A 12708-nucleotide genomic window follows, 5' to 3' on the forward strand; every position below is an offset into this window, starting at 1 on the left:
TTTCTGCGCATATGAACAACAAATCGGCATGCAGCAAGCCCGCAAAATCATCATTTGCCTAATTATTAATCACATGACCATGGGTGATTGCCTCTGCATTCACCGCCGCCTAAACAATGCCCATCACGAGGAGAGCGCGCACATATGACAACTGCCGCCATCATAGTTGCCGCCGGTCGCGGGTCGCGCGCCGGGGGTGGCGTGCCAAAACAATGGCGCAGCCTTGCGGGCCGGCGGGTGGCCGATTGGACGATCGAGCGCTTTCGCGGACAGGTGGATCACATTGTCCTGGTGTTGTCCGACGAAGACAGCGTCGCATGGGAAGAATTCCGTGAAACCGACCTGATCCTGGCTTCGGGCGGAACGGATCGCGCGGGATCGGTGCGCAATGGATTGGCTGCACTGGCCGGCCGGAACGTACAGCGCGTTTTGATCCATGACGTTGCAAGGCCTTGCGTCACACCCCGCATCATCACCGACGTTCTGAATGCCCTGGAAACATGTCCGGCGGCGGCGCCCGGGCTGGCGGTGACGGATGCGCTGTGGGTTGGGCATGAACAGGCCGTGACCGGTACGCAGGATCGCAGCAACCTGTTCGCTGCGCAAACTCCGCAGGGGTTTCACTATGACGCCATCACCGCCGCCCACGCCGCCCATCCGGGCGAAGCTGCGGACGATGTCGAAGTGGCCCGCGCCGCCGGCCTTGATGTCTGCATCGTACCGGGCGATGCGGACAATCTGAAAATCACCCGACCCGAGGATTTTGCCCGGGCGGAACGCATAATGGGAACGGAAATGGATGTAAGGCTGGGCAACGGGTACGATGTGCACCGTTTTGGCGATGGGGATCATGTGATCCTTTGCGGTGTGAAAGTGCCGCATGACCGCGGACTGCAAGGCCATTCGGATGCCGATGTCGGAATGCACGCGGTCACCGATGCGATCTATGGCGCTCTGGCACAGGGCGATATCGGGCAGCATTTCCCGCCTTCGGACCCGCAATGGAAAGGCGCCGCCAGCGAGATTTTCCTGCGCCACGCGGTCGAGCTGGCAGGGCAGATGGGATACCGCATCTCGAATGTCGATTGCACGCTGGTCTGCGAATATCCAAAGATTGGCCCGCACGCAGTGGCCATGCGAGAAAAAATGTCTGAAATCATGGGCCTGCGTGCAGATCAAGTTTCGGTCAAGGCGACAACGTCCGAGCGTCTGGGCTTCACCGGCCGCAGCGAGGGCATCGCCTCTTTGGCCACAGCCTGTCTGGTGAAAGCATGAACGCGGCACAGATGATCGGGACTGTCGGCGGCGTCGGCCATTTGCGCCCTGCCCCGGGCACCTGGGGATCGCTGGTGGCCCTGCCGATGGCCTGGGTATTGCACATGCTGGGTGGTTTCCCGTTGCTGGCCCTCGCAACGGTTGCGGTTTTTGTCGGCGGCCTCTGGGCCACACGCGTGATGACCGAAGGTCAGGATGACCACGACCCATCCGAAATCGTCATTGATGAGGTCGCAGGCCAGTTCATCGCGCTTTGGGCAATTTCCTATCCGTCCTGGGCGCATGGAATCGACATTACCGCGCTCTGGCCCGGCTGGGTTGCCGGGTTCATCCTTTTTCGTCTGTTCGACATCACCAAACCCGGCCCTGTCGGCTGGGCCGATCGGCGTGGCGATCCGATGGGCGTGATGCTGGATGACGTGATTGCAGGTATATTTGCAGCCATCGGAGTGATGGTTCTGGCAGGTATCGCACACGGAGTTCTGGGGCTATGAACGTGACAGACCTGCTGGACCGCGCCAAGGCGCAGGGCGTGATGATCGCCACCGCCGAAAGCTGCACCGGCGGCATGGTCGCTGCGGCCCTGACCGATATTCCCGGCAGCTCTGCCGTCGTGGATCGGGGTTTCGTCACCTACACCAACGAGGCCAAACAGGACATGCTGGGCGTTCAGGCCGAAACGCTGAACGCGCACGGTGCGGTTTCCGAACAGGTGGCCCGCGAAATGGCAGAAGGTGCGCTGCGCAATTCACTGGCGCAACTTGCCGTCGCGATCACAGGTATTGCCGGGCCGGGCGGGTCCGAATTCAAACCTGAAGGGCGTGTGTGTTTCGGGTTGGCCGCCGCGGGGCGGTCGACGCATGTGGAAACCGTCGAATTCGGCGCACCCGGTCGCGATGCCGTGCGTCGCGCGGCGCGTGACCACGCCTTGGCCCTGCTGTATACGGCCCTTTCCGCAGGTGCCTAATATTTCAGCACCTGACCAATAGAACCGCTGCTTTTAAAGTCAGTTGAAAAAAGGCCGCCAAAACAGGCGCTTTTTTTTGCCATGCCTCTTTTTTCTCCAACCGACGGTGGCTTGAAACAGCCCACACCGCTCACGCAGCGCCGATCCGCGCCCAGTTTCCACGGATCCGCGCACTCATTCGGAAGGGAGAATGGCCCATGAACGGAGCCGATACAGCCTGGATCATCGTTGCAACCGCGTTGGTCCTTTTCATGACAGTGCCGGGCCTCGCCCTGTTCTATGGCGGGCTCGTGCGTGCCCGAAATGTACTCAGCGTTTTCATGCATTGCTTTGCCATTGCCTGTTTGATGAGCGTCCTGTGGCTGGTCGCAGGGTATTCCATCGCGTTCGGACCCGGTGAAAGCGGGCTTTGGGGTGGTTTGGGCAAGGCCTTCCTCAACGGCGTCGATGTTGACAGCCTTGCCGGAACTCTGCCCGAGATCCTGTTCTTTGCTTTCCAGATGACCTTTGCCATCATAACCCCTGCGTTGATCGTTGGCGCTTATGTCGAACGTGTGGGCTTTGGCTTTGTCCTGACCTTTTCGGCGCTGTGGATGCTGCTGTGCTATGCGCCCGTGGTGCACTGGATCTGGGGCGGCGGGATGCTGGCTGATGGCGGCATTCTGGGCGAGATCGGCGTTCGCGACTTTGCGGGTGGCATCGTGGTGCATGAAACCGCTGGTCTGGCAGCGCTGATTGTCGCGGTCATCCTCGGGCCGCGTCGCAACCGCACCACTCCGCCGCACAACCCCGGTTACGTCATGGTCGGCGCAGCAATGCTGTGGGTCGGCTGGTTCGGTTTCAACGGTGGTTCGCAACTGGCCGCCGATGGCGGAGCGGCGATGGCCCTGACCGTCACGCACCTGTCCGCGGCTACGGCATCGCTAAGCTGGGCCCTGTGGGAGCGTATCCGCTTTGGCAAGGCCTCGATGGTCGGTCTGGTCACCGGCACAATCGCGGGCCTGGCCTCGATCACGCCTGCATCGGGTTTCGTCGGTCCGGTTCAGGCCCTGATCATTGGCGCGGTGGCAGGTGTTCTGTGTCAGGAAGCCGTCAGCGTCGTGCGTAACAAACTGAATATCGACGACACGCTGGATGTCTTCGCCGTGCATGGTGTCGGCGGTATCTTTGGCACGCTCATGATCGCCCTTTTTGGCCTTGGAACCTGGACCGCTCAGTTGGGCGGGCTGATTGTCGTGGGTGCCTTTACGGCAGTTGTCACGTTTGTGTTGGTCAAACTGGTTGCACAGATCACGCCACTTCGCGTAGACGCCGAGACCGAGACAAATGGCCTCGACCTCTCGGTACATGGCGAGCGGGCCTATGACATGAGCAGTTAAGCCCACCTTGGCTGCCCATCGCCCGTAAGGGCAAAAGCGGACCTCTTGGGGGTCCGCTTTTCTTTTGCCCAATCCCTCTCGACTCCAGCCCAAGGGTCGGGCTATCAGCCCGCAACGTGTTTTCAGCCCCGAGGTTTGCGCCATGATCCCCAGTTCTTTTCCCGACAGCACCGAAATCGCCCGCCTGACTGCACGGATGCTGCTGGAGATCAAGGCCGTGCATTTCAACTCGCGGGAACCGTTCACGCTGGCCAGCGGGTTGCCTAGCCCGACCTATATCGACTGCCGCAAACTGATCTCGTATCCGCGTATCCGCTCGACCCTGATGGATTTCCTGACCGTCACGGTGATGCGTGATGCTGGCTTTGAGGCATTCGACAACATCGCAGGCGGGGAAACGGCGGGCATCCCCTTTGCCGCTATGGTCGCCGAGCGTATGGCTCTGCCCATGACCTACGTGCGCAAGAAACCCAAGGGCTATGGCCGCAACGCCCGAATCGAGGGGGCGATGAGCGAAGGCGAGCGTGTGTTGCTGGTTGAAGACCTGACCACTGATGGCGGCTCGAAACTGTCCTTTGTCGATGCGATCCGCGAAACCGGTGCCACCTGCGGGCACACCGCCGTCATCTTCTACTACGGCATCTTCCCCGAGACCGAGAAAACGCTGGGTGATCATGGCGTCAAGCTGCACTCGCTCTGCACGTGGTGGGATGTTCTGGCCGAGGCCAAGGCACAGAAAGCCTTTGATCAGGAAACACTTGAGGCTGTCGAAGCTTTCCTGAACGACCCGCGCGGATGGCAAGAGGCCAATAAACCAGCGTAAACCTCTTGTGGAAGGATTGGGGACAAACCCGGAAGAATCGGGCAGTTCGCCACGATATATGGTGACTTTTCCGACAATTCCTACATAATAAGCGATGCATATGCAGGCATCCAAGCGGTCTGGAAAGTTATCCCTAGGCTTTACCCCAAGTTAGCCACAGGTATTTCCAGATAGCTTGCGGTGACGTTTCGCGTGTAGAACCTCGGAACGGGCAGCGGGGACAAAATGAACGAGATCAGCAGTATCGAGCAGGCAGCGGCACAGATTCAGAATGCCGAAACCATGCCGCATTCCATCGAGGCCGAGCAGCAATTGCTGGGCGCGATTCTGACCAATAACGACCTGTACGACCGGGTCGCCTCGATCATCGGGGCTGAACATTTCTATGATCCGGTCCATGCCCGGATTTACGAGGTGGCCTCGGCCCGTATTGCAAAGAACGCGCTTGCCTCGCCCGTGACGCTCAAATCATTCATGGCCGAGGATGAGGGCCTGAAAGAACTGGGCGGTCCCGCTTATCTGGTCAAACTGGCGGGCGCTTCGATCAGCGCATTCGCGGTGCACGACTATGCCCAGATGATCTATGACCTTGCCATCCGGCGCGAGCTGATCCGGCTGGGTCGCGACATCTCGGACAAGGCGGCGCGGGTCGATGTTTCGAGCGAGCCGAAAGAACAGATCGTCGAGGCCGAGCAGCAGCTTTATCAGCTGTCCGAGCAGGGCCAGACCGAGCAAGGCTTTCAGTCCTTCCTCAAGGCCGTCACCGAAGCCGTCAACGTCACCAACGAGGCCTACCAGCGCGGCGGCGGCATGGCCGGGATTTCCACCGGTCTGGCCGATCTGGACAAGCAATTGGGTGGGTTGCACCCGTCCGACCTGATCATTCTGGCCGGCCGTCCATCCATGGGTAAAACCTCGCTGGCGACCAACATCGCCTTCAACGTTGCCAAGGCCTACAAGCGTGGCACAAAGCCCGACGGCAGCGAAGGCGCGATCGATGGCGGTGTTGTAGGCTTCTTCTCACTCGAAATGAGCGCGGAACAGCTTGCGGGCCGGGTTCTGGCGGAAGCCTCGGAGATTTCCAGCCACAAAATCCGTCAGGGCGACATGACCGAGGCCGAGTTCCGTCGATTTGTGGATGCGGCCAAAGAGCTTGAGGCCTGTCCCCTGTTTATTGACGACACTCCTGCCTTGCCGATCTCGCAACTTGCCGCCCGTGCACGACGGTTGAAACGGACCCACGGGCTGGACTTGCTGGTCATCGACTATCTACAGCTCTGCCGGGGCATGGCCGACAACCGGGTGAACGAAATCGCCGAGATTTCGATGGGCATGAAAGCTATCGCCAAGGAACTGAACATCCCGGTCATTGCTCTTTCACAGCTGTCGCGCCAGGTGGAAAACCGCGACGACAAGCGCCCGCAGCTGTCCGACCTACGTGAATCCGGCTCGATCGAGCAGGACGCCGACGTTGTGATGTTTGTGTTCCGCGAGGAATACTACAAAGAGCGCGAAAAGCCCGGTGATCACGAACTGGAAAAGATGGAAGAGTGGAAGCAGGCGATGGAACGTCTGCACGGCAAGGCCGAGGTCATCGTCGGCAAGCAACGTCATGGCCCAATCGGCACGGTCGAGTTGTCGTTCGAGGCCCAATTCACCCGCTTTGGCAATCTGGTCAAGCCTTGGCAACAGGGTGGTGAAATCGAGGGTTATTGATCGCGGGCAGAACACCTGCCCCAGATATTGAACGCCAAGTCCTTTGGTGTTTTTCCTGCCCGGTGTTAACGTGACGGTGACGTTCAACCCAACGCGCCAAACCCGCCCGGAGACCCACTGATTTGCCCGCGATCATATCGGAAATAAGATATCGCAACGGCCCGAACTTTGCTCCGGACGGAGATTTCATTGAAATCCGGGTTCCGACCGGAACCGACGTCACCGGCTTGCAGGTCGATGTTTACAACCCCAATGGCTCGGTGCGCAGTTCGACGGATGTCGACAACGGAACGATGACCACCGTGGGCGGGTTCGACATTTACGTGATTTCGGCGCGCATCAACCGGTTTGGGGCGGTTTCTCTTTCGGACAATGGTTCGGTTCTCAGCTTTGTATCCTTCGACTCGCAGGTAACTGCGACACAGGGGCCGGCCAGTGGCCAGACTTCGACCCAGATCGGCAGCAACGGCACGGACGATACCGCGTCTCTGTCATCGAAGGACGGGGTCAACTTTGTTGAGGATCCCAATCCCAGCCCCGGCGCCCCCTGTTTCGTTTCGGACACCCTGATCCTGACGGACCGTGGCGAAATCAGCGTTCAGGATATCCGCCCCGGTGACAAGGTGATGACGACCGAACGCAGCTCGGCAACCGTTCGGCTTGTTCTATCCCGGTCCCTGCGCCAGGCCGATCTGTTGAAATCACCCGAACTGCGCCCAGTCCGCATTACGGCCGGCGCCCTGGGGCACGGCCTGCCCCGCCGAGACCTGACGGTTTCGCGACAGCACAGAATGCTGGTCCGATCGGACATCGCGCAGCGCATGTTCGACACAAGAGACGTTTTGGTCTCGGCCATCCGACTAACAGACCTGCCGGGCGTTTACGTGGATTACGATGCGACGCAGGTGGTTTATCATCACGTTGTCTGTGACCGTCACGTGGTTCTTCTTGCCGAAGGCGCGCCAAGTGAAAGCCTGTTCACCGGCCCCGAAGCCCTCAAATCCCTTCCGCCCGAAGCGTTGCAAGAGCTGTTGCAGTTTTTTCCGGGTCTCGACTGCAATAAGGATATGGACCCTGCCTTTTATATCCCCAGCGGCAGGCGACAGAAAAAGCTGGTGGCCCGACATGTCCGGAACAGCAAGGCGATCATAGATCAGGCCTTGTTCTAGGCTGTGGAACCAAGGCCATCGACCAAAGCGAATAAACCGATCCCGCCTACCACAGCAATGGATTGTTCAGCGCGGAAACGCATCCCGACGGGCCTTTCAGCGGTTTCAGGTCAAAACCGTCTAGCGCCTGTCCCAACCAGCCGTGCGGATGGCTGAGTTTCAGCGGTGGCTGAGCAGTATCCTCGGTGATCTGCACAAAACCCGTTTTGCAATAATAGGCCGGGTCGCCATAGGTCAGTGCCACGTCCACACATGCCGCCCGCAAGCGATCCAGACCATAGGTAATCAGCGCCTGTCCAATACCTGTTTTTTGCTTGCCCGTTTGCACGGCCATCGGCGACAGGATGAACACATTGCGCGTATCCTGCGAAAACGTCATCCGGGAAAAGATGGCACAGCCAAGCAGCTCGTGATCCTGTAGAGCCGTGCACACAAGGATATCTTCAGGCGGCGTGGTGTTGAGCAATTCACGTACGAATGCACCTATTGCCGCCCCTTCCTCTGGCCCTTCCGATGCGGAAAAAACGTCGGCAAAAAGACGGATGATCTCTGACGGGTCCCGGGTCAAACCGGAAGAAAAATCCATGGCTCCCTCATGAGTTGACGTTGCGCCCGGCCTTTACCGGAACCGAACGATCCGGCTCTAAGGATCGCTTTAACCTTGACGTGAAGACAATCCCAAAAACCTGCAACCATGGCGGAATGCTGCCATTTCTTCTGGTTTTTTGGTGTTTTCCGTAACAACAGACCAAACACCAACATAAACCGACAGGTAAATGCGCCATTCCCTCTTGACCTTGGACGGCGCAATGTCATGAACAGTGCCATGAGTACTGCACGTTTGACGATCAATCTTCAGGCGCTCGCCAGGAATTGGCGGGCGCTCGACGCGAAAACCGGGGTCGAAACCGGCGCCGTGGTCAAGGCCGATGCCTATGGGCTGGGTGCCGGGCCCGTCAGCGATACGCTGGCCGAGGAAGGCGTTCGCAAGTTTTTTGTGGCGGCCGCAGAAGAAGGCGCCGCTGTCCGCAATGCGGTTGGCCCCGGCCCGATGATCTTTGTCTTTTCCGGCCATATGGAGGGCGACACAGACCTTCTGCGCGCCAATGATCTGACGCCGCTGATCAATTCGGGCGAGCAGTATCAGCGCCATATGGAGGCCCTGCCCGACCATCCCTTTGGCATTCAGCTGGACAGCGGCATGAACCGGCTGGGGCTGGAACCCGCCGACTGGGCCGAACTGCGCCCAAGGGCCGAGGCCCTGAACCCAGCCGTTGTCATGTCTCATCTGGCCTGCTCGGACGAGCCAGACCACCCGATGAACAGGCAGCAGCTGAAAACCTTCCGCGAGATGACCGACGGTATCGCCGCGCCGCGTTCTCTGGCTGCGACCGGCGGTTTGCTTTTGGGGCCCGAGTTCCATTTCGATTTCTGCCGCCCGGGCATCGGCCTGTATGGCGGCCTGCCCTTTGCGGATGCCAAACCCGTTGTCACGGTCGATCTGCCTGTCATCCAGGTGCGCAAGGTGGCCGTGGGCGAAACTGTTGGTTACGGCAACAGCTGGGTTGCGCGCCGGCCGTCCCGTATAGCCACAGTCGCGGCCGGGTATGCAGACGGCCTGCATCGCGCCATCGGGGGCGGCATCGACGCCTTCGCCGGCAATCAGCCCTGCCCGGTTGTTGGCCGTATCTCGATGGACCTGATCACGGTGGATGTCACGGACCTGCCCAAAGACCCGGAACGCCTGCGTATCCTGAATGGCCATCAGACCGTCGATGATCTGGCTGAAGCTGCCGGGACAATTGGCTATGAGATCCTCACATCAATGGGCAATCGCTACTCGCGGGGCTATGTGGAATGAACCCTCTCACCGCGCTCGAAGGTCTGGGCCGCACGGTTCTGAGCCTGCTTGCGGCCTTTGGCCGGGTGGCACTGTTCGCGCTTGATGCGATTTCGCATATTCTGCGCCCCCCCTTCTATCCGCGCGAATTTGGCATGGCCCTGCTGAACATCGGCTGGCTGTCTCTGCCGGTCGTCGGCCTGACCGCGATTTTCACCGGCGGTGCGCTGGCGTTGCAGATCTACGCCGGCGGCGCGCGTTTCAACGCCGAAGCCGTGGTGCCCCAGATCGTCGCCATCGGCATGGTGCGAGAGCTCGGCCCGGTTCTGGTCGGCCTGATGATTGCTGCGCGCGTGACCTCATCCATCGCAGCCGAAATCGCCACGATGAAAGTGACCGAACAGATCGACGCGCTGGTCACGCTGTCGACCCACCCGATGAAATACCTCACCGCCCCGCGCGTTCTGGCCGCCCTGATCACTGTGCCGGCTTTGGTGGCAGTGGGTGACATCATCGGAATTGCCGGCGGCTACACCGTCGCCACGCAAAATCTGGGCTTCAACCCGGCCGCCTATCTGAAAAACACGGTCGATTTCCTGGAAACCCGCGACATCGTCTCATCGCTGGTCAAAGGTGCAGCTTTTGGCCTGATCGCGGCCATCATGGGCTGTTACTACGGCATGAATTCCGGCCGTGGCGCACAAGGCGTCGGCCGCGCCACCAAAGGCTCCGTCGAGGCCGCCGCCGTACTGATCCTGGCCGCAAACTTCGTTCTCACAGGGGTATTCTTCTCGCTATGATCCGGATGGAGAACGTACACAAGGCCTTTGGCGACAACCACGTGCTGCAAGGCATGAACCTTGAGATCCCCAAGGGCACCTCGATGGTCATCATCGGCGGTTCGGGCACCGGCAAATCGGTCGCCCTGAAATGCATTCTGGGCCTGATCAAGCCCGACAGCGGCATGATCTATGTGGACGGCAAAGACGCCAGCAAGGGCGACCGTGATGCCTTTCTGGCCCGGTTCGGTATGCTGTTTCAGGGCGCGGCCCTGTTTGATTCACTGACCGTCTGGCAGAACGTCGCCTTCCGCCTGCTGCGCGGCTCGCTGAAACGTCCAACCGAGGAAGCCCGCGAAATCGCCATCGACAAACTGCGCCGCGTAGGTCTGAAATCCGACGTGGCCGACCGCTTTCCGGCGGAACTGTCAGGCGGCATGCAAAAACGCGTGGGTCTTGCACGCGCCATCGCCGCCGAGCCCGAAATCATCTTTTTCGACGAACCCACCACCGGCCTCGACCCGATCATGTCCGGCGTCATCAACGATCTGATCCGCGAAATTGTGACCGAGATGGGTGCCACCGCGATGACCATCACCCACGACATGAGTTCCGTCCGCGCGATTGCCGACAACGTCGCCATGCTGCACGGAGGCGTGATCCAGTGGACCGGCCCGGTCAGCCAGATGGATGCCTCGGGTGATCCCTATGTTGAGCAGTTCATCAGTGGGAGCGCAGAGGGGCCGATTGAGGCGGTGCGTTAATCTTCGCTCTTTGCCAGCCACTTTGCCGAGCGTTCGATAACGTCCTGAGGAATAGCTTCGGCGCGCCTTGTCTGCAGGTTGAGCAAGACGCATTTAAAAACCGTCGAAAATGTCGTTTCACCGTCCATCACTCGAACTAATTTGTGGCTGAAAGTCATGGACTTCGTTCCTACTTTCAGGATTTCGCTTTCCATTTGGATCGCCTCGCCAGCACTCAATTCCGCAAGGAAATTGCTTTCTGCATGGACCACCGCAAAGGATAGCTTTCTTCCTGACCGCATGTCTTCGGACGTCAGCCCCAACTCTGCCTGCAACGCAAAAACGGAATCCGAACATGCCGCAAAATATTTGGACACGTTCATATGCCCCAGAAAATCACAGTCCGATGGATCGACAATTGACTTGAAGGCCACAAAACCCGACATCATTCCTCCCCGTCTAAAAATAACTCAGTGGCGAGTGCTGGTTTAAGGTAACCATATCAAATCATCGCCGCAAATTTCGAAATCTTACCTAGACGCCCAGTCATGCCCCTCCGCCTCGCCACCCTCTCCCTTCTGATCCTCTACCCCATCGCATGGTTCGCCCCGCTGATGCGCGCGGGGTTCCTGCCGATCTTCGGCCTCAGCGAAATCAGTGTCATCACCGGGCTGCAATCCTTGTGGAAATCCGACGTCTTCCTCGCGCTGATCGTCACCATATTCGCGCTCTTCGCCCCGTACATCAAAACCATCGGCACCGCGCTGATCCAATGGAACCTGCTGGATGCCCGCGTCCAACCTGCGCTCAATATCCTTGGCAAGCTGGCCATGGCCGACATTTTCCTGATCGCGCTTTACATCACTTTGGCCAAGGGCATCTCATACGCCACCATCGAGACGGCATGGGGTCTCTACCTGTTCACGGCCTGCATTTTGGCTTCGATCGCGCTGGGTCATATTACAGAGATGACATCCACTTCACGAAAAGCTCAGACCTAATTGATTGAAAACACAAATCTAAGTATCATCTTCATATTTCGAGCAGCAGTGTTTTGTAGTTTTCGGGTCCGCAGCGGATCGTACGCAATCGTTTGATCACCTTCCGCTTTGGCCCCGTGTGTTCCGGTTTGAAGAAGGAGTACGACGATCATGGCCGCCCTCCACATTATTACATTGCAATTTCAGAATGCCTTTTTAAGACTGACTTTTTTCCTGATCTGTTTGGCGGCCTTGTTGGCCGTTTCAGCCACATTGTTATCCGCTTTGGGCGTATTGCCCTGGCTCTCGATGCAGGCCGGATTTGGCGAGGCACCGGCAAAGGATGCCGGCATGTTCATCCAGATTGGCCTGACAGCGCTGATTCTCATGCTGGCGTTTTACCTGCCGGCAAATGCCCGAATGATGGCGCTGGAAAACAACCACCGCAAATTTGCGCTCAATATGCATGACATCGCGGACGCGTATCAAATGGCACATGCCGCAGATCGCGGCGGGCTGTTCATGATGTCGTCCGAGTTTGACGCCGTCAAGGAACGCATGGGGTTTCTGCGCCAGCACCCCGACCTGCAATCGCTCGAGCCCGAGATCCTGGAACTGGCCGCACAGATGAGCCAGATCAGCCACGAACTGGCCCGGACCTATGGCGATGCGCAGGTCGAACGCGCGCGGATGTTCCTGCAACAGCGACAGGAAGAGATCGAACTGTTTCAACAGCGTCTGGAAGAGGCGCAGGTCATCCAGAACGAATTGCGTCAATGGACGCGGGATGTGGAAATGGAAGAGACGATCGCCAGGTCGCAACTTACCCGCTTGCGGGATGAACTGTTCGAACTTCTGCCCGAATTGTCGACCCAACTGCACACACCGCGCAAAAATGGCACCTCAAAGGCATCCAGCGTGGTTGCAATGTCGCCCCTTCGACCGGCGGAATAGGCGCGCCAGCGCCCGCTGCGGACGATGGCCCAACCGGGCCTGAGGCCGCAGCGCGCCATCGGCGGTGAGGAACGCCCGCAAGG

At 59.1% G+C, this 12708-nt stretch carries 15 protein-coding genes; 12 read left to right on the top strand and 3 right to left on the bottom strand.

Annotated elements, in window-relative coordinates; genetic code table 11:
- The first annotated feature begins 144 nt into the window (after positions 1 to 144).
- The 7 genes from ACR3E6_RS14480 (at position 145) to ACR3E6_RS14510 (ending at position 7329) form a co-directional block, all read left to right on the top strand.
- The gene (locus ACR3E6_RS14480; protein WP_480487735.1) at positions 145 to 1275 is read left to right on the top strand and encodes a bifunctional 2-C-methyl-D-erythritol 4-phosphate cytidylyltransferase/2-C-methyl-D-erythritol 2,4-cyclodiphosphate synthase; all 1131 of its coding nucleotides are present in this window, start codon (positions 145 to 147) and stop codon (positions 1273 to 1275) included.
- On the top strand, positions 1272 to 1769 hold the full coding sequence (locus tag ACR3E6_RS14485; RefSeq protein WP_171723162.1) for a phosphatidylglycerophosphatase A family protein: 498 nt from the start codon (positions 1272 to 1274) through the stop codon (positions 1767 to 1769). Before ACR3E6_RS14480 ends, ACR3E6_RS14485 begins: the two co-directional genes overlap by 4 nt.
- Entirely contained in the window at positions 1766 to 2242 is a 477-nt protein-coding gene (locus tag ACR3E6_RS14490) for a CinA family protein (protein WP_480487738.1), read from the top strand. The genes ACR3E6_RS14485 and ACR3E6_RS14490 overlap by 4 nt, the downstream gene beginning before the upstream one ends.
- Positions 2243 to 2439: 197 nt before the next feature.
- Positions 2440 to 3621: an ammonium transporter gene (locus ACR3E6_RS14495; protein WP_171632079.1), complete on the top strand. Its 1182-nt coding sequence runs from the start codon at positions 2440 to 2442 to the stop codon at positions 3619 to 3621.
- A 142-nt stretch (positions 3622 to 3763) separates the two neighbouring features.
- Positions 3764 to 4444, top strand: coding sequence for an orotate phosphoribosyltransferase (locus ACR3E6_RS14500; protein WP_209832930.1), 681 nt, complete (start codon positions 3764 to 3766; stop codon positions 4442 to 4444).
- Between the two features lie 225 nt (positions 4445 to 4669).
- Positions 4670 to 6160 carry a replicative DNA helicase gene (locus ACR3E6_RS14505; protein WP_152458159.1) on the top strand — a complete coding sequence of 497 codons (1491 nt, stop codon included), beginning with the start codon at positions 4670 to 4672 and terminating at the stop codon, positions 6158 to 6160.
- A gap of 122 nt (positions 6161 to 6282) precedes the next feature.
- The gene (locus tag ACR3E6_RS14510; protein ID WP_480487739.1) at positions 6283 to 7329 is read left to right on the top strand and encodes a Hint domain-containing protein; all 1047 of its coding nucleotides are present in this window, start codon (positions 6283 to 6285) and stop codon (positions 7327 to 7329) included.
- A 46-nt stretch (positions 7330 to 7375) separates the two neighbouring features.
- On the opposite strand, the gene ACR3E6_RS14515 is transcribed toward ACR3E6_RS14510, so the two are convergent.
- On the bottom strand, positions 7376 to 7915 hold the full coding sequence (locus tag ACR3E6_RS14515) for a GNAT family N-acetyltransferase (RefSeq protein WP_480487740.1): 540 nt from the start codon (positions 7913 to 7915) through the stop codon (positions 7376 to 7378).
- Positions 7894 to 8157, bottom strand: coding sequence for a hypothetical protein (locus tag ACR3E6_RS14520; RefSeq protein WP_171723158.1), 264 nt, complete (start codon positions 8155 to 8157; stop codon positions 7894 to 7896). The genes ACR3E6_RS14515 and ACR3E6_RS14520 overlap by 22 nt, the downstream gene beginning before the upstream one ends.
- On the opposite strand from ACR3E6_RS14520, the gene alr reads away from it, so the two are divergent.
- Genes alr through ACR3E6_RS14535 form a run of 3 tightly spaced genes read left to right on the top strand, consistent with a single transcriptional unit; the run spans position 8156 to position 10712 of the window.
- Complete coding sequence (alr, locus tag ACR3E6_RS14525; protein ID WP_480487742.1) at positions 8156 to 9190, top strand: alanine racemase; 1035 nt, start codon at positions 8156 to 8158, stop codon at positions 9188 to 9190. The two genes, ACR3E6_RS14520 and alr, sit on opposite strands and share 2 nt — an antisense overlap.
- Positions 9187 to 9969 (top strand): MlaE family ABC transporter permease, encoded by a 783-nt coding sequence (locus ACR3E6_RS14530; RefSeq protein ID WP_171723157.1) that lies wholly within the window; start codon positions 9187 to 9189, stop codon positions 9967 to 9969. The genes alr and ACR3E6_RS14530 overlap by 4 nt, the downstream gene beginning before the upstream one ends.
- Complete coding sequence (locus ACR3E6_RS14535; protein WP_171723156.1) at positions 9966 to 10712, top strand: ABC transporter ATP-binding protein; 747 nt, start codon at positions 9966 to 9968, stop codon at positions 10710 to 10712. The genes ACR3E6_RS14530 and ACR3E6_RS14535 overlap by 4 nt, the downstream gene beginning before the upstream one ends.
- Here ACR3E6_RS14535 and ACR3E6_RS14540 read toward each other — a convergent pair.
- Positions 10709 to 11137: an acyl-CoA thioesterase gene (locus ACR3E6_RS14540; protein WP_152458165.1), complete on the bottom strand. Its 429-nt coding sequence runs from the start codon at positions 11135 to 11137 to the stop codon at positions 10709 to 10711. The genes ACR3E6_RS14535 and ACR3E6_RS14540 overlap by 4 nt on opposite strands.
- 102 nt (positions 11138 to 11239) lie before the next feature.
- Here ACR3E6_RS14540 and ACR3E6_RS14545 point away from each other — a divergent pair, with 102 nt between their 5' ends.
- Together ACR3E6_RS14545 and ACR3E6_RS14550 are read left to right on the top strand one after the other, a co-directional pair.
- Positions 11240 to 11692 carry a paraquat-inducible protein A gene (locus ACR3E6_RS14545; protein ID WP_209832921.1) on the top strand — a complete coding sequence of 151 codons (453 nt, stop codon included), beginning with the start codon at positions 11240 to 11242 and terminating at the stop codon, positions 11690 to 11692.
- 150 nt (positions 11693 to 11842) lie between these two features.
- On the top strand, positions 11843 to 12625 hold the full coding sequence (locus tag ACR3E6_RS14550) for a DNA repair protein (protein WP_480487745.1): 783 nt from the start codon (positions 11843 to 11845) through the stop codon (positions 12623 to 12625).
- The last annotated feature ends 83 nt before the right edge of the window (positions 12626 to 12708 follow it).

The organism is Ruegeria sp. AL3 (genome assembly GCF_056536065.1).

What these genes read in the sequence shown, in the direction of transcription:
- ACR3E6_RS14480 (WP_480487735.1), top strand. Translation starts at nt 145, where the DNA reads ATGACAACTGCCGCCATCATAGTTGCCGCCGGTCGCGGGTCGCGCGCC.
- ACR3E6_RS14485 (WP_171723162.1), top strand. Translation starts at nt 1,272, where the DNA reads ATGAACGCGGCACAGATGATCGGGACTGTCGGCGGCGTCGGCCATTTG.
- ACR3E6_RS14490 (WP_480487738.1), top strand. Translation starts at nt 1,766, where the DNA reads ATGAACGTGACAGACCTGCTGGACCGCGCCAAGGCGCAGGGCGTGATG.
- ACR3E6_RS14495 (WP_171632079.1), top strand. Translation starts at nt 2,440, where the DNA reads ATGAACGGAGCCGATACAGCCTGGATCATCGTTGCAACCGCGTTGGTC.
- ACR3E6_RS14500 (WP_209832930.1), top strand. Translation starts at nt 3,764, where the DNA reads ATGATCCCCAGTTCTTTTCCCGACAGCACCGAAATCGCCCGCCTGACT.
- ACR3E6_RS14505 (WP_152458159.1), top strand. Translation starts at nt 4,670, where the DNA reads ATGAACGAGATCAGCAGTATCGAGCAGGCAGCGGCACAGATTCAGAAT.
- ACR3E6_RS14515 (WP_480487740.1), bottom strand. Translation starts at nt 7,915, where the DNA reads ATGGATTTTTCTTCCGGTTTGACCCGGGACCCGTCAGAGATCATCCGT.
- alr (WP_480487742.1), top strand. Translation starts at nt 8,156, where the DNA reads ATGAGTACTGCACGTTTGACGATCAATCTTCAGGCGCTCGCCAGGAAT.
- ACR3E6_RS14520 (WP_171723158.1), bottom strand. Translation starts at nt 8,157, where the DNA reads ATGGCACTGTTCATGACATTGCGCCGTCCAAGGTCAAGAGGGAATGGC.
- ACR3E6_RS14530 (WP_171723157.1), top strand. Translation starts at nt 9,187, where the DNA reads ATGAACCCTCTCACCGCGCTCGAAGGTCTGGGCCGCACGGTTCTGAGC.
- ACR3E6_RS14535 (WP_171723156.1), top strand. Translation starts at nt 9,966, where the DNA reads ATGATCCGGATGGAGAACGTACACAAGGCCTTTGGCGACAACCACGTG.
- ACR3E6_RS14540 (WP_152458165.1), bottom strand. Translation starts at nt 11,137, where the DNA reads ATGTCGGGTTTTGTGGCCTTCAAGTCAATTGTCGATCCATCGGACTGT.
- ACR3E6_RS14545 (WP_209832921.1), top strand. Translation starts at nt 11,240, where the DNA reads ATGCCCCTCCGCCTCGCCACCCTCTCCCTTCTGATCCTCTACCCCATC.
- ACR3E6_RS14550 (WP_480487745.1), top strand. Translation starts at nt 11,843, where the DNA reads ATGGCCGCCCTCCACATTATTACATTGCAATTTCAGAATGCCTTTTTA.